The organism is Pseudomonas sp. Marseille-Q1929, assembly GCF_017316265.1.
GTDB lineage: Bacteria > Pseudomonadota > Gammaproteobacteria > Pseudomonadales > Pseudomonadaceae > Aquipseudomonas.
This window is the reverse complement of record NZ_JAFLWU010000016.1, coordinates 64,557-78,365: the sequence shown is the minus strand read 5'-3', so window position 1 is coordinate 78,365 and position 13,809 is coordinate 64,557. Positions and strand designations below refer to the sequence as shown.

Annotated in this window: 14 protein-coding genes; 8 read left to right on the top strand and 6 right to left on the bottom strand. The window is 63.2% G+C overall.

What is annotated here, in order from left to right:
* Window positions 1-19: 19 nt before the first annotated feature.
* Window positions 20-2,260 carry a ComEC/Rec2 family competence protein gene (locus J1G37_RS17870; protein WP_207043879.1) on the bottom strand — a complete coding sequence of 747 codons (2,241 nt, stop codon included), beginning with the start codon at window positions 2,258-2,260 and terminating at the stop codon, window positions 20-22.
* 147 nt (window positions 2,261-2,407) lie between these two features.
* Between J1G37_RS17870 and J1G37_RS17865 the strand changes: the two genes are divergently transcribed.
* On the top strand, window positions 2,408-2,923 hold the full coding sequence (locus J1G37_RS17865; RefSeq protein ID WP_124527903.1) for a DUF2062 domain-containing protein: 516 nt from the start codon (window positions 2,408-2,410) through the stop codon (window positions 2,921-2,923).
* 3 nt (window positions 2,924-2,926) lie between these two features.
* Here J1G37_RS17865 and J1G37_RS17860 read toward each other — a convergent pair whose 3' ends face one another.
* Window positions 2,927-4,297: a sensor histidine kinase gene (locus J1G37_RS17860; protein ID WP_207043865.1), complete on the bottom strand. Its 1,371-nt coding sequence runs from the start codon at window positions 4,295-4,297 to the stop codon at window positions 2,927-2,929.
* A complete protein-coding gene (locus J1G37_RS17855; RefSeq protein ID WP_207043861.1) occupies window positions 4,284-5,012 on the bottom strand; it encodes a response regulator transcription factor in 729 nt (242 codons plus the stop codon). The genes J1G37_RS17860 and J1G37_RS17855 overlap by 14 nt, the downstream gene beginning before the upstream one ends.
* A 206-nt stretch (window positions 5,013-5,218) precedes the next feature.
* Here J1G37_RS17855 and J1G37_RS17850 point away from each other — a divergent pair, with 206 nt between their 5' ends.
* The 4 genes from J1G37_RS17850 to J1G37_RS17835 all read left to right on the top strand — a co-directional run bounded on the left by J1G37_RS17850 (window position 5,219) and on the right by J1G37_RS17835 (window position 10,035).
* Complete coding sequence (locus tag J1G37_RS17850; RefSeq protein ID WP_207043859.1) at window positions 5,219-7,972, top strand: response regulator; 2,754 nt, start codon at window positions 5,219-5,221, stop codon at window positions 7,970-7,972.
* A gap of 160 nt (window positions 7,973-8,132) precedes the next feature.
* A complete protein-coding gene (locus tag J1G37_RS17845; RefSeq protein WP_207043857.1) occupies window positions 8,133-9,122 on the top strand; it encodes a 2-hydroxyacid dehydrogenase in 990 nt (329 codons plus the stop codon).
* 71 nt (window positions 9,123-9,193) lie between these two features.
* Window positions 9,194-9,634 carry a hypothetical protein gene (locus J1G37_RS17840; protein WP_124527898.1) on the top strand — a complete coding sequence of 147 codons (441 nt, stop codon included), beginning with the start codon at window positions 9,194-9,196 and terminating at the stop codon, window positions 9,632-9,634.
* Window positions 9,631-10,035 carry an META domain-containing protein gene (locus J1G37_RS17835; RefSeq protein WP_124527897.1) on the top strand — a complete coding sequence of 135 codons (405 nt, stop codon included), beginning with the start codon at window positions 9,631-9,633 and terminating at the stop codon, window positions 10,033-10,035. The genes J1G37_RS17840 and J1G37_RS17835 overlap by 4 nt, the downstream gene beginning before the upstream one ends.
* A 143-nt stretch (window positions 10,036-10,178) precedes the next feature.
* On the opposite strand, the gene J1G37_RS17830 is transcribed toward J1G37_RS17835, so the two are convergent.
* The gene (locus J1G37_RS17830) at window positions 10,179-10,640 is read right to left on the bottom strand and encodes a TlpA disulfide reductase family protein (RefSeq protein ID WP_207043855.1); all 462 of its coding nucleotides are present in this window, start codon (window positions 10,638-10,640) and stop codon (window positions 10,179-10,181) included.
* Between the two features lie 115 nt (window positions 10,641-10,755).
* Between J1G37_RS17830 and arsC the strand changes: the two genes are divergently transcribed.
* The 3 genes from arsC to J1G37_RS17815 are packed head-to-tail and all read left to right on the top strand — an operon-like array spanning window position 10,756 to window position 12,123.
* A complete protein-coding gene (gene arsC, locus J1G37_RS17825; RefSeq protein ID WP_207043853.1) occupies window positions 10,756-11,109 on the top strand; it encodes an arsenate reductase (glutaredoxin) in 354 nt (117 codons plus the stop codon).
* On the top strand, window positions 11,106-11,720 hold the full coding sequence (gene wrbA / locus J1G37_RS17820) for an NAD(P)H:quinone oxidoreductase (RefSeq protein ID WP_207043851.1): 615 nt from the start codon (window positions 11,106-11,108) through the stop codon (window positions 11,718-11,720). The genes arsC and wrbA overlap by 4 nt, the downstream gene beginning before the upstream one ends.
* Window positions 11,704-12,123 (top strand): DUF2069 domain-containing protein, encoded by a 420-nt coding sequence (locus J1G37_RS17815; RefSeq protein ID WP_207043849.1) that lies wholly within the window; start codon window positions 11,704-11,706, stop codon window positions 12,121-12,123. Before wrbA ends, J1G37_RS17815 begins: the two co-directional genes overlap by 17 nt.
* Window positions 12,124-12,229: 106 nt before the next feature.
* Here the strand turns inward: J1G37_RS17815 and J1G37_RS17810 are convergent, their stop codons facing one another.
* On the bottom strand, window positions 12,230-12,901 hold the full coding sequence (locus J1G37_RS17810; RefSeq protein ID WP_124527893.1) for a DNA-3-methyladenine glycosylase I: 672 nt from the start codon (window positions 12,899-12,901) through the stop codon (window positions 12,230-12,232).
* A 67-nt stretch (window positions 12,902-12,968) separates the two neighbouring features.
* The gene (ttcA, locus tag J1G37_RS17805; RefSeq protein WP_207043847.1) at window positions 12,969-13,793 is read right to left on the bottom strand and encodes a tRNA 2-thiocytidine(32) synthetase TtcA; all 825 of its coding nucleotides are present in this window, start codon (window positions 13,791-13,793) and stop codon (window positions 12,969-12,971) included.
* Between the last annotated feature and the right edge of the window lie 16 nt (window positions 13,794-13,809).

Sequence of the window (13,809 nt, the reverse complement as noted above, 5' to 3'; positions counted from 1 at the left end):
ACTTTACCATATCGGTTCGTCAGCGGGGTTCGTCGACCACAGGCCCTGAGGGTAACGCTTCGCGCCAGAAGCGACGTTGACTGCGCGCAACAATCGGTGGCGCGAAGGCCCCCAACCGCAAGCGTACGGCACCTTGTTCGGCGCTGTCGTAGATCCGGCTGCCCAGCGCCTGATACCGCTCTATCACTTGCCGGTGAGGATGTCCGAACGCATTGCCACGACCGCGGGAAATCAGCACTGACGTGGGTGAGAGCCGCTGTACAAAGGGCCAGGACGAGGAGCTGCGGCTGCCATGATGGGGCGCTTGCAGCCAATCGGTCGGTACCGCCAGGGGCGATGCGAGCAACGCCTTTTCGGCGGCGCGGTCGATATCACCGGTCAGTAACAGACGCTCGCCACTGGCCTGGACCTGCAACACACAGGACTTCGCATTGCCTTCAATAGCACCGTGCCATTGCCATAGTTCAAACACCACGCCATCCCATTCCCAACGTTCCCCGCTCACACACGGTTGGGTGCCGAGAAACGCCGGCAAGCCTTCGGTCTCGCCACCCACCACGCGACGGATGGCCAAACCACGAGCCACCGCCGCCGCGCCACCCGCGTGATCGGCATCGGCATGGCTGAGCAACATCAGGTCCAACTGCCCTACCCCGAGTTTTTTCAAGGCCGGCAACACCACCTGTGCGCCCAGGTCAGCCATCCCCGAGCGGGGGCCTGCGTCGTATAGCAACGTATGGTTGCGGGTACGCAGGATCAACGCCTGGCCCTGCCCCACATCCAGTTGCAGTACGTCCACCTGGCCATGGGGCACTGGTTCCCTGGGTGGAAACACCGCCAACAGCAGCATCGGCCAGCCCAGCAGCCGAAACGGCACGCCTTTGGGCAGCAGCAGCAACACCGCGCCCAACAGGCTGATCAGCCAGTACCCCAACGGGACCTCGCCGGCGACCCACGCCGGCACTTGCCCGGCCAACAGTTCAAGGCCCTTGAACAGCCCATCAAGTGCACCGCCCGCCAACCACAACAGCCCCTCGCCCAGCCATGGCACCGGCAACAGCGCAGTCCCCAGCAATGCCAATGGCAACACCACCAGGCTGATCCACGGCACCGCGAACAGATTGGCCAACGGCGCGCTGAGGCTGATGGGTAAGCCCAGCACCAGCAAGATCGGCAACAAACCGATAGCAATCAGCCACTGCGGGCGGGTCCACACGTGCCAGAACCCCCACGGCCCCAAACGCCCGCTAAATGCCAGCACCAGTACCGCAACCGCCGCAAACGACAACCAGAACCCCGCTTGCAGGCTGGCCAACGGCTCAAGCACCAACACCCCATTAAGCGCGAGCAACAACGGCCACCACACCCCCAAGTGTCGAAACCGCAAACGCCACAACAGCACCAGCCCGACCATCACACAGGCGCGTTGCACCGGCACACCAAACCCCGCCAGCAAGCCGTAGCCCAACGCCGCAGCAAACGCCAGGCCACAGGCCCACGGCAGCCAAGGCAAGGTTCGCGGCCAACAGCCGTAGCGCGCCATCCCGGCAATCAGCCCGTAGATCAGGCCCGAGAGCAAGCCAATGTGCTGGCCGGAAATCACCAGCAGATGCACCGTGCCGGTGGCCTGCAGCACCCGCCAATCCTGGGGCGCCAGCCCGGAGCCGTCGCCCAGCACCAGGGCCGTCACCGCCGCTTCACGGCCCTGGGCATCCACGGCCAGCAGGCGCTGGCGAACGCTGTCGCGCCAGGCATTGCGCGGCGGGGCCAGGCGCACGCCGTCCTTTACCGAGCCGGTGGCGCCAATGCGCTGGGCCAGCAACCAGGCTTCGCGGTCAAACCCATGAAAATTGAGTAGCCCGGAGGGCCGCTTGAGCGTGACCGCCAGGCGCCAGCGCTCACCGCTGTGCACGGGCGGCCCGCCGTGCCAGGACACCTGGATACGCTTGGGCAAGCGAGCATTACGCGATCGACTGTCGGCCAGTTCAAAACGCACACCGCTACCCGTCTGCTGCGGCAACCCGACGACACGCCCCTCCAGCCAGCGCGTCTGCCCATCCAGTGCCGGCCGCAACCGGTCATCCAGCGCCCACTGCGCGCTCAGGCACGCCCAACTCAAGCCCAGCAGAAAGAACGCCAGCCAATAGATGCGAAACGGCAACAGCATCAACGCCACCACCGGCATGGCCAGCAGCCAGCCGACAGGTGGCAATGCTGGCAAATAGCGCAACGCCAGCAGCCCCAATGCAAACGCGAACATCCCTGCTCTCATGGATCATCCCTTTCAAGTGATCCACTCAGTCTTAGCCGGACGCCAGGCACGGCCTATGATGTTTTGTCACAAAGTCTGAATTTTCTGTTTATAGAATGCGGGCATACTTGCCCCTCGAACTGACCTGGACCCCTTATGCCCCGGCGCTTATTCAAACGCTACATGCCCGACCCGACCAGTATCAGGGAACACAAGTCCTTACGATTCCTCGGCACCCTGCTGCACGACCCAAACCTCTGGCACCTGAACCGGCACTCGGTGGCGCGGGCCATGGCCGTGGGTCTGTTCGCGGCGTTTATCCCGATCCCCTTGCAGATGCTGTTGGCGGCCGTGCTGGCCATCGTGGTGCGCGGCAATATGCCCATTGCCGTCAGCCTGGTGTGGCTGACCAACCCGATCACCATGCCGGTGGTGTTTTTCTGCACGTACCTGACCGGCGCCTGGCTGATGAATGTGCCGCCGCGCAGCCTGCCGGATGACCTCACCTGGGAGTGGATCAGTGGCCAGCTGAGTACCTTGTGGCAGCCGTTCCTGCTGGGTTCAGTAGTGCTGGGCCTGGTGTTGGGCGCCCTGGCCTATTGCCTGACCATGCTGTACTGGCGCTGGTGGGTGGCCCACCAATGGAAGAAACGCAAGCAACGGCGCGCTTGAGGCCTAGCGCGCCCGCAAACGCAGGTGTATGCGCAGGCCAAGCCCGGTGTTTTGCGCCCACAGGCTACCCTCCTGGCGTTGCACGGCATTGCGCGCGATGCTCAAGCCGAGGCCAAAGCCGCCGTCGCCGGGGCGCGAGCCGTCCAGGCGGGTGAACGGCGCAAAGATCCGCTCCAGGTCCTGTTCAGCGATGCCGCCCCCCTGATCCTCCAGCCACAGGTGCCAGTAATCGCCCTCACGCCGCCCGTCCAGGCTGACCACACCTTCGGCGGGAGAATGGCGGATGGCATTGCGCACAATGTTTTCCAGGGCCTGGGCCAACGCGTTCAAGTTGCCGCGTACCCAGCAATCAGCCTCCAACAGGCACGGCAGGCGCGATGCCGGCCAATCGCTTTCGAAACACGCGTTCTCCCGCAACATGTCCCACAATGCCTGCAACTGGATGTCTTCCTGGGGCAGCGGCGCGCGTTCGGTGTCCAGCCAGGCGAGTTGCAGGCTGTCTTCCACCAGACGTTGCATGGCGTCGATCTCGCGGCCCAGGCGTTCACGCAGTTGCGCCAGGTCCTGCTCACTGTCACAGGCCACCCGCAAGCGGCTCAAAGGGGTGCGCAACTCGTGGGACATGTCCCGTAGCAACTGCTGCTGCAACACCACCGTGCCTTGCAGGCGCTCGGACATATGATCAAAAGCCCGCCCCAGCTCGCCCAACTCATCCTGGCGGCTGATCGCCGCGTGGGACAGCCGCGTATTCAACTGATCGGCACGCCAGGCGTTGGCCTGCTCGCGCAGTTGATTGAGGGGCATGATCAACAAACGATACAGGCCAATGCACAGCAACAAGGTAAAGAGGCCCGGAATCACGCCGTTGGTCACCACCCGCCAGAACAACTGATAGCGCCCCGGCATGAAGCGTTGGGGCAACTCGATCACCAGGGAGCCCGCCGACGGGTCCACTGGAAAGGGGATTTTCAACCACGGCAAACCCTGCACGTGCCGGCTGACGGGCCAGTCGAGCCCGCGCAGGGAGGTGAGGCGCTGGCTTTCCTTGTCGGTCAGCGGGTAGCTGCTCAGCGATTGCAGGTCATTGCCAATCACGCCGATCCAGGTGCGTTCGCGCTTGCCCATCGCTTGCAGCCAGGCGTCGACGCCGGCGTGGCCGCCGCGATTCCAGGCCTGCTCGGCACTCACGGCGTAACCACTCAAGGTGATCCGCGCTTCGTCGGAGAGGTACTGGTTTTTCTGCTCCATGTACCGGCCCCAGGACCAACTGAGCCAGATCATCAGCAAGCAGAAGGCAATCAACAGGCACGCCAGCTTCCAGAATAACGAGTGCTTGCCCGGCAGCCGCGTCAAAGGGCGCTCAAAGAACCTCATCAGCACCGCTCAACACGTAGCCCTTGCCCCACACCGTGCGCACTTCACGTTCGCTGTAGCCGATGGCCTTGAGCTTGCGGCGGATCTGGCTGATGTGCATGTCCAGGCTGCGGTCGTGGGGCGCATAACCGCGCTGCAACACATGCTGATAAAGGAAGGCTTTGCTGAGCACTTCTTCGCCATTGCGATGCAGGGTTTCCAGCAAGCGGTATTCGCTGCGGGTCAGCCCGGCCCATTGTTCCTGGTAGAACACATCACACAGTTCATCGTCAAAACGCAGGGGGCGCAGGTCGTCGCGCAACGGTGCAAGGCTCGGCAACGGGCGCCTGTCGAGGGCGACGCGGCGCAGGATGGCTTCTATGCGCACGCGCAATTCGATCATGCTGAACGGCTTGGGCAGATAGTCGTCGGCACCCAGGCGAAAACCGCTGATACGGTCGGCTTCGGCCCCCAGGGCCGACATCAGGATGACCGGGATCGAATGGCTCTGGCGCAAATGCGTGAGGATCGACAAGCCATCCATCCCCGGCAGCAAGATATCCATCAACACCACGTCGAATGCCTGGTCGCGGGCCATCTGCAGGCCTTGCTGGCCGTTCTGGCACCAGGTGACCTGGAAGCCGCAACGCCCCAGATGCTCGTGGACATAGGCGCCGAGCACAGGGTCATCTTCGATGGTCAGGATACTGGGTAGGCCAACTACTGCGGGATTCATTAGCGTCTGCAAGTCATTCTCAATGACTGATTATTCAAGATTAACCCGCCACAGGCAATCGCCATCCGGCCGCCAATTGCCCGAAGATTGCCGCCTGTCATTAATTTGCAAGATTCCACCGCGCGCAAATGGCTACACTGCGCAGTGTGGCGCGGCCCGGATGCTTGCGCGGTTCATTGATAACAGTGTGGTAGCAGGAGAGTGGCGTGCTTAGAAGAATGGGGATAAAAGGCCGCGTACTGTTGCTGACCTTATTGCCGACCAGCCTGATGGCCCTGGTGTTGGGGGGCTACTTCACCTGGATGCAACTGTCGGAATTGCAGAGCCAATTGCTGCAACGCGGCGAAATGATCGCCGAGCAACTGGCACCGCTGGTGGCACCGGCCTTGAGCGCGAAGAACGCCGACCTGCTGGAGCGCATCGCCACCCAGTCCCTGGAGCAGCCGGACGTGCGCGCCGTGTCGTTCCTCGGCCCTGACCGCACGCCCCTGGCCCATGCCGGCCCGACCATGCTCAACCAGCCTCCCGCCGGCAACAGCTCCCATCTGCTGCAACGCACCGGCAACGATGCCACCCGCTACCTGCTGCCGGTGTTTGGCCGTCATCGCAACCTCGCGGGCGAGTTGATCCCCGACGAAGCCGACCGCCTGCTGGGCTGGGTCGAAGTTGAACTGTCCCACAACGGCATGTTGCTGCGCGGCTATCGCAGCCTGTTTGCCAGCCTGCTGCTGATCGCCATCGGCCTGATCGGCACGGCCACCCTGGCGCTGCGCATCAGTCGCACGATCAATTCGCCGATTGGCCAGATCAAGCAAGCCGTGGCCCAGCTCAAGGACGGCAACCTGGAAACCCGCTTGCCGCCGCTGGGCAGCCAGGAGTTGGACCAACTCGCCTCGGGCATCAACCGCATGGCCGAAACCCTGCAAAACGCCCAGGAAGAGTTGCAGCACAGCATCGACCAGGCCACCGAAGACGTGCGCCAGAACCTGGAAACCATCGAGATCCAGAACATCGAGCTGGACCTGGCGCGCAAGGAAGCCCTTGAGGCCAGCCGCATCAAGTCGGAGTTCCTGGCCAATATGAGCCATGAAATCCGCACCCCGCTCAACGGCATCCTCGGCTTTACCCATCTGCTGCAAAAAAGCGAGCTGTCGCCGCGCCAGCTGGATTACCTGAGCACCATCGAAAAATCCGCCGACAACCTGCTGGGCATCATCAACGAGATCCTCGATTTTTCGAAGATCGAGGCCGGCAAGCTGGTCCTCGACAGCGTGCCCTTCAACCTGCGCGACCTGCTGCAAGACACCCTGACCATCCTCGCCCCTGCCGCCCACGCCAAGCAGTTGGAGCTGGTCAGCCTTGTCTACCGCGACACCCCGCTGGCACTGGTGGGTGACCCGCTGCGCCTCAAGCAGATCCTGACCAACCTGATCAGCAACGCGATCAAGTTCACCCGCGAAGGCACCATCGTCGCCCGCGCGATGATCGAGGACGAGCAGGAAGACAGCGTGCAGTTGCGCATCAGCGTGCAGGACACGGGCATCGGCCTGTCCAGCCAGGATGTGCGCGCGCTGTTCCAGGCGTTCAGCCAAGCCGACAACTCACTGTCGCGCCAGCCTGGCGGCACCGGCCTGGGCCTGGTGATTTCCAAGCGTCTTATCGAACAGATGGGCGGCGAGATCGGCGTCGACAGCACGCCAGGCGAAGGCTCGGAATTCTGGATCAGCCTGAACCTGCCCAAGACCCGCGATGACCTTGACGACCTGCCCTCTGCGCCGCTGCTGGGGCGACGCGTGGCCGTGCTGGAGAACCACGAACTGGCGCGCCAGGCCCTGCAACATCAGTTGGAAGACTGCGGCCTGGAAGTCACCCCGTTCAACAGCCTGGAAAGCCTGACCAATGGCATTACCAGCGCGCACCAGACCGAACAGGCCATCGACCTGGCGGTGCTCGGCATCACCGCCAACGACATTCCCCCTGAACGCCTCAACCAGCACCTGTGGGACCTCGAACACCTGGGCTGCAAAGTGATGGTCCTGTGCCCGACCACCGAACAGATGCTGTTCACCCAATCGGTGCCCAACCCCAACAGCCAGTTGCAGGCCAAGCCGGCCTGCACGCGCAAGCTGCGCCGCGCCCTGGCCGACCTGATCAGCCCGCGCCCCTCGCGCAGCGAGCCCGGCGAGCCATTGTCCAGCCGTGCGCCACGGGTGCTGTGCGTGGACGACAACCCGGCCAACCTGCTGCTGGTGCAAACCCTGCTGGAAGACATGGGGGCCAAGGTGCAGGCGGTCGAAAGTGGTTTTGCCGCCATTGATGCGGTCAAGCAGGAAACCTTCGACTTGGTGTTGATGGACGTGCAAATGCCTGGCATGGACGGTCGCCAGAGCACCGAAGCGATCCGCCAGTGGGAAAGCGAACGCCACGGCACGCCATTGCCGGTGGTCGCCCTCACCGCCCACGCCATGGCCAACGAAAAACGCGCGCTGTTGCAAAGCGGCATGGATGACTACCTGACCAAGCCCATCAGCGAGCGGCAACTGGCCCAGGTGGTACTCAAATGGACCGGCCTGGCCCTGCGCAACCAGGCGCCGGAGCGCGCCACCGACGGCCTGGCCCCGGCCGTGCGCCTGCTGGTGCTGGACCACGAAGAAGGCCTGCGCCTGGCCGCCGGCAAGACCGACCTGGCCGCCGACATGCTGGCCATGTTGCTGGCCTCGCTGGAAGCCGACCGCCTGGCCATCACCCTCGCCCGCGAAGCCAATGACCACCACGCCCTGATCGAACGCGTCCACCGCCTGCACGGTGCCACCCGCTATTGTGGTGTGCCGCAACTGCGCGCCGCCTGCCAGCGCGCGGAAACCCTGCTCAAGCAGGACGATGCCAAAGCCATGAGTGCACTGGACGAGCTGGACATGGCCATTGCGCGACTGGCCAGTGAGGCGCGGGTTAGCGCCTGATGCACAAAGTCTTAGCGAACGGGCTTTTGTGGGAGCGGGCTTGCCCGCGATAGCAGTCTGTCAGTCATCGATGTGTTGACTGAACCACCGCTATCGCGGGCAAGCCCGCTCCCACAAGGGTTATGTATTTTCAACGGGTTAATCGCAGGGAGCATTTTCTATGCGCGTCATACTTTTCAGCAGCCAAACCTACGACCGCGACAGTTTCCTCGGCGAGCCTTTACCGCCCGGCCTGGAGCTGCAATTCCAACCCGCGCGCCTCAACCTCGACACCGTGGCCCTGGCCGAACACCACGACGTGGTCTGCCCGTTTATCAACGACGACCTCGGCGCCCCGGTGCTGGAGCACCTGGCCAAAGGCGGCACGCGCCTGATCGCCCTTCGCTCCGCCGGTTATAACCACGTCGACCTGGCCGCCGCCAAGCGCCTGGGCCTGACCATCGTGCGCGTCCCCGCCTATTCGCCGCACGCCGTGGCCGAGCATGCGGTGGCGCTGATTCTCGCGCTCAACCGCCGCCTGCACCGCGCCTACAACCGCACCCGCGATGGTGATTTCAGCCTGCACGGCCTCACCGGCTTCGACCTGGTGGGCAAGACCGTCGGCGTGGTCGGCACCGGGCAGATCGGCGCCACATTCGCCAAGATCATGGCCGGTTTCGGCTGCCAGTTGCTCGCCTATGACCCGTTCCCCAACCCGCAGGTGCTGGCCCTCGGCGCGCGCTACGTGAGCCTGCCCGAGCTGCTGGCGCAAGCGCAGATCATCAGCCTGCACTGCCCGCTCACCGCCGACAGCAAACACCTGATCAACGCCGGCTCCCTGGCCCATATGCAACCCGGCGCGATGCTGATCAACACCGGGCGTGGCGGCCTGGTGGATACGCCGGCGCTGATCGAGGCGCTCAAGGACGGCCAACTCGGCTACCTGGGGCTGGATGTGTACGAAGAAGAAGCCCAATTGTTCTTCGAAGACCGCTCCGACCTGCCCCTGCAAGACGACGTGCTCGCACGCCTGTTGACCTTCCCCAACGTGATCATCACCGCGCACCAGGCGTTTTTGACCCGCGAAGCCCTGGGTGCAATCGCCGGCACCACCCTGGCCAACATCGCCGCCTGGGCCGAAGGCCGCACACAAAACCTGGTCGAGGGATGATCAGCGGTCACATACCAGGCCCATGATGGGCCGGCACCCGTGATAGGATGCCGCGCCTATTTGGAGGATCCATGGCCGAACACGATTTCCGCTTCAGCTTGCTGAGCCCGCAACACACCCTGATCGAATGCCGCGCCCTGGTGCCGGGCCGTTACCAGGTCACCGGCAACGGTGGCGCGATCAAGCACGGCGACGTGCTGATCGTCACCCTGCGCGGCAGCAAAACCCTGTCGATGCGCCTGACCGTCGAAGGCGACGCGCGCTATTCCATCCGCCCGGCGGGCCAATGGGTCGCCATGGCCCAGGGGCCGAAATTCGGCGAGTTGGAGATTCACACCTGGAAGGTCAACTGCGACAGCTGCGACAGCGTGCTGGAGTTTGAATTCGCCGTCGAAACCAAGCTGAGCAAAGAGCCGCTGCAACCGGCCGCCAACGCGCGCATCAAGGAGTTGGGCTGGGCCAGCGAAGGCGCCAAGCACCGCTGCCCGAAATGCCAGCAGGCCGCGCAATGAAAGGCCTGCTTCTGCTCGCCGCCGCTGGTGCGGCCCTGACGGGTTGTGCCGGGGATGCGGTCAAGCTCAAGCAGGATCACAGCTACGTGGTGGAATGGATCGGTGAACGGCCGCTGATGGATTACGCGCACCTGACCGTCACCTTGGGTGCGGACGGTCGCGCCTACGGCAACGGCGGCTGCAACCACTGGTTTGCGCCGTACACCGTCGACGGCGAAAAGCTCAGCTTCGGCCAGATCGGCAGCACCCGCAAACTCTGCGCCGAGGCCTTGATGGAGCAGGAACACCGCTTCTTCCAGGCCCTGCAAGGCGTGCAGCGCTGGGATATATCGCCGATCGAGCAGACACGTTTCTGGCCGGCCGAGGGCAAGCCGATTCGCCTGTGGCTTGAAGAAGGCTAACCCAGCCTAAATGTGGGCTGGCTTTTCTGTGGGAGCTGGCTTGCCTGCGATGGCATCGCTGCGGTGTACCTGATACACCGCGCCGCCTGCATCGCAGGCAAGCCAGCTCCCACACAAGCCAGACCTCACCTGATTCCAGCTGTTTATCCGCGCAGGGCCTTCAGTTTTGCAATCACGCCTTCCGCCGTCTGCTCACCCATCATTTGCTCACGCACCTTGCCCTTGTCATCAATGATGTAGGTCACCGGCAACGCTTCACTGCGCGGAATATCAAAAATCCCCTCCGGGTTCTGCGCCAGCACGGTGAACTTGATCCCCAGCTTCTCGCTGGCGGTCTTCAGCTCCTCGCCCTGTACATTGTCGAAGTTAACCCCGAACACCCCGACGTTCTGCCCTTTCAACTGGTCCGCCAAAGCGTTCAGCTCGGGAATTTCCGTGCGGCACGGGCCACACCATTCGGCCCAGTAATTGACCACCACCCATTGTTTGTCCAAGCGCTCGGCCGCGACTTTCTGGCCGTATTGGTCAACGCCGTAATCGTTGCCGCAGCCGCTGAGCAGCAGGGTTGTGATGATCGCCAATGCACCGATCAGTCGATTTGTCATGGGGTAATCCTTCGCAAAAATGAACGTTGGCTGCGACCTATCGCCTCTTACGGTTTAAGGACGGGACGCCGCGCGGGTAGAATACCCGCCACCTTACGCAAGATGCGACCCGCACATGACCGATCTGACGCTTTATCACAACCCGCGCTGCTCGAAATCCCGCGGTGCGCTGGAACTGCTCGAAGCCCGCGGCCTCACCCCAACCGTGGTGCGCTACCTGGAAACGCCGCTGGACGCCGCACAGTTAAAGGCCTTGCTCGCCAAGCTGAGCCTCACCGCGCGCCAACTGCTGCGCACCGGTGAAGACGAATACAAGGCCCTCAACCTCGCCGACGCCAGCCTCAGCGAAGCGCAACTGATCGCCGCGATCGCCGCGCACCCCAAGTTGATGGAACGCCCGATCCTCGAAACCGCCGACAAGGCCATCATTGGCCGTCCGCCAGAAAACGTGCTGGAGATCCTGCCGTGACGATGCCGTATGTGCTGGTGTTGTATTACAGCCGCCATGGCTCGGTCAGCGAAATGGCCCGGCAGATTGCCCGGGGCATCGAGCAAGGCGGCATGGAAGCGCGCCTGCGCACCGTGCCGGCGATCTCCACCGAGTGCGAAGCCGTGGCGCCGAGCATCCCCGACGAAGGCGCGCTATATGCCAGCCTCGATGATCTGAAGCACTGCTCGGGCCTGGCCTTGGGCAGCCCGACGCGCTTCGGCAACATGGCCGCGCCGCTCAAGTACTTTATCGACGGCACCAGCAACCTGTGGCTGACCGGCGCCCTCGTCGGCAAGCCGGCCGGGGTGTTCACCTCCACCGCCAGCCTGCACGGCGGCCAGGAAACCACGCTGATGTCGATGCTCCTGCCGTTGTTGCACCACGGCATGCTGATCACCGGCTTGCCCTACAGCGAACAGGCGCTGCTCGACACCCAAGGCGGCGGCACGCCCTACGGCGCCAGCCACCACGCCGGCCCGGACGGCAAGCGCCTGCTCGATCAACATGAAATCGCCCTGTGCCGCGCCCTCGGCCTGCGCCTGGCGAACACCGCGACGCTGCTGGAGGCCGGTCGTGGCCAAGAAGCCTAAAGTCCTGCCGCCCCAGGCGTGGCTGGAACCACGGGTCAAGGTCGCACGGGCATTGAGCCTGCTGGCGTTCTTTGGCCTGGTGGGTTTGCTGTGCGGGTATTACCTGTTCGTCGCCGACCTGCACGGCGCACGACCGTGGGTGATCCTGCTGATCGAACTGGTGCCGCTGCTGTTGCTCGCGCCGGGGATGCTGCTGGGCAGCGCGCGCGGGCATTCGTGGATGTGCTTTGCGGTGAACCTGTACTTCATCAAGGGCGCGCTGGCGGCGTATGACCCGAATCGGCAGTGGTTCGGGGTGTTGGAGATGGTGGCGAGCCTGGCGGTGTTTTGTACGGCGTTGTTGTATGTGCGGTGGCGGCATCAGTTGAATCGGCGATTGGCTGTAGAACCTGTGTCGGCCTGAAGCTCGCTATCGCAGGCAAGCCAGCTCCCACATTTGATTGCATTTCAACTGAAGGAACGCGGTCGAATGTGGGAGCTGGCTTGCCTGCGATGGCATCACCTAAATCTCAATGGTTCACCGTGTAAGCCAGCATCATCGACAACTGACACATCGGCCGCCCACTCTCGGCATGCCACTGATTGAACGCCCCCTGCACCGTCGCCAGGTCCCGCAGGCTGGTCGGCGCCTTGTCGACGATCTTCTGCGCGTTCAGCGCCGCCACCACGTCATAACTGGGCACAAACGTATCCTTGCCGACCATGCGCAAGAAGCGCGGCGCCGACAAGCCGCCCAACTGGTGGCCGTGCTTGCTCAGGTACTTCCACAGCCCAACGATGTCGGTCACCGGCCAGTCGGCGATAAACGCGCCGAAGCTGCCGTGTTCCTGCGCGATATCCAGGATCATCTGCGCATTGCGCGGCACACTCTTGAGCTTGCCCAGGTGGCGGATGATGCTGGTGTCCTGCATCAGCCGCTCCAGGTGCTCGGCACCCATCAACACGACTTTTTCCGGGTCGAAGCCGAAGAAGACTTTCTCGAACGCAGGCCACTTGGCGTCCACCACACTGTGCTTCAAGCCCGCGCGAAACACCCGCAGGGCCAGGGTCGACAGGTAACGGTCATCGCTGATCTTGCGCAATTGCGCCGGGGTGTTGGGCACCGGCAGATGGGCTTCCAACTCGGCGACCGAACCGAAACGGTTCAGACAGTATTCGTGCAGCCACTTGTAATCGCGCATGCCCTCTCCTGGGGTTTGAATTGAAAACGGCGCCCGCGAGCGCCGTGTGTCAGAGCGTGGAAGTCGCCTAGAGGTTCACTACGTTGACGAAGCGCGAGGCAGCGGTTTCGTCAATCTTGAGGCTGGTGAAGTCGAACAGGTTGCGGTCGGCCAATTGCGACGGCTGCACGTTCTGCAGGCTGCGGAAGATACTCTCGGTGCGGCCCGGGGTCTTGCGCTCCCAGTCCAGCAGCATCTCCTTGACCACCTGGCGCTGCAGGTTTTCCTGGGAGCCACACAGGTTGCACGGGATGATCGGGAATTGCTTGAAGTCGGAGTAGGCCTGGATGTCCTTCTCGTTGCAATACGCCAGCGGGCGGATCACCACGTTGCGTCCGTCATCGGCGCGCAGCTTGGGCGGCATGGCCTTGAGCGAGCCGTTGAAGAACATATTGAGGAAGAAGGTCTCGACGATGTCGTCGCGGTGATGACCCAGGGCCATCTTGGTTGCGCCGATTTCATCGGCAAAGGTGTAGAGCGTGCCACGGCGCAGGCGCGAGCACAGCGAGCAGGTGGTCTTGCCTTCCGGGATCAGTTCCTTGACCACCGAATAGGTGTCTTTCTCGACGATATGGTACTCGACGCCCAGCTCTTTGAGGTAGGCCGGCAGCACGTGCTCGGGGAAGCCCGGTTGTTTCTGGTCCATGTTGACGGCGACGATCTGGAACGTGATCGGCGCAACCTTTTGCAGGTGCAGCAGCACGTCGAGCAGGGTGTAGCTGTCTTTGCCGCCGGAGAGGCAGACCATGACCTTGTCGCCGTCCTCAATCATATTGAAATCAGCGACCGCTTCACCGGCCAGGCGACGCAGGCGTTTTTGCAGTTTGTTCTGGTTGACCGTAAGAGTGCCCATGGCGCTTGGATCCGCA

What these genes read in the sequence shown, in the direction of transcription:
- J1G37_RS17870 (WP_207043879.1), bottom strand. Translation starts at nt 2,260, where the DNA reads ATGTTCGCGTTTGCATTGGGGCTGCTGGCGTTGCGCTATTTGCCAGCA.
- J1G37_RS17865 (WP_124527903.1), top strand. Translation starts at nt 2,408, where the DNA reads ATGCCCCGGCGCTTATTCAAACGCTACATGCCCGACCCGACCAGTATC.
- J1G37_RS17860 (WP_207043865.1), bottom strand. Translation starts at nt 4,297, where the DNA reads ATGAGGTTCTTTGAGCGCCCTTTGACGCGGCTGCCGGGCAAGCACTCG.
- J1G37_RS17855 (WP_207043861.1), bottom strand. Translation starts at nt 5,012, where the DNA reads ATGAATCCCGCAGTAGTTGGCCTACCCAGTATCCTGACCATCGAAGAT.
- J1G37_RS17845 (WP_207043857.1), top strand. Translation starts at nt 8,133, where the DNA reads ATGCGCGTCATACTTTTCAGCAGCCAAACCTACGACCGCGACAGTTTC.
- J1G37_RS17840 (WP_124527898.1), top strand. Translation starts at nt 9,194, where the DNA reads ATGGCCGAACACGATTTCCGCTTCAGCTTGCTGAGCCCGCAACACACC.
- J1G37_RS17835 (WP_124527897.1), top strand. Translation starts at nt 9,631, where the DNA reads ATGAAAGGCCTGCTTCTGCTCGCCGCCGCTGGTGCGGCCCTGACGGGT.
- J1G37_RS17830 (WP_207043855.1), bottom strand. Translation starts at nt 10,640, where the DNA reads ATGACAAATCGACTGATCGGTGCATTGGCGATCATCACAACCCTGCTG.
- arsC (WP_207043853.1), top strand. Translation starts at nt 10,756, where the DNA reads ATGACCGATCTGACGCTTTATCACAACCCGCGCTGCTCGAAATCCCGC.
- J1G37_RS17810 (WP_124527893.1), bottom strand. Translation starts at nt 12,901, where the DNA reads ATGCGCGATTACAAGTGGCTGCACGAATACTGTCTGAACCGTTTCGGT.
- ttcA (WP_207043847.1), bottom strand. Translation starts at nt 13,793, where the DNA reads ATGGGCACTCTTACGGTCAACCAGAACAAACTGCAAAAACGCCTGCGT.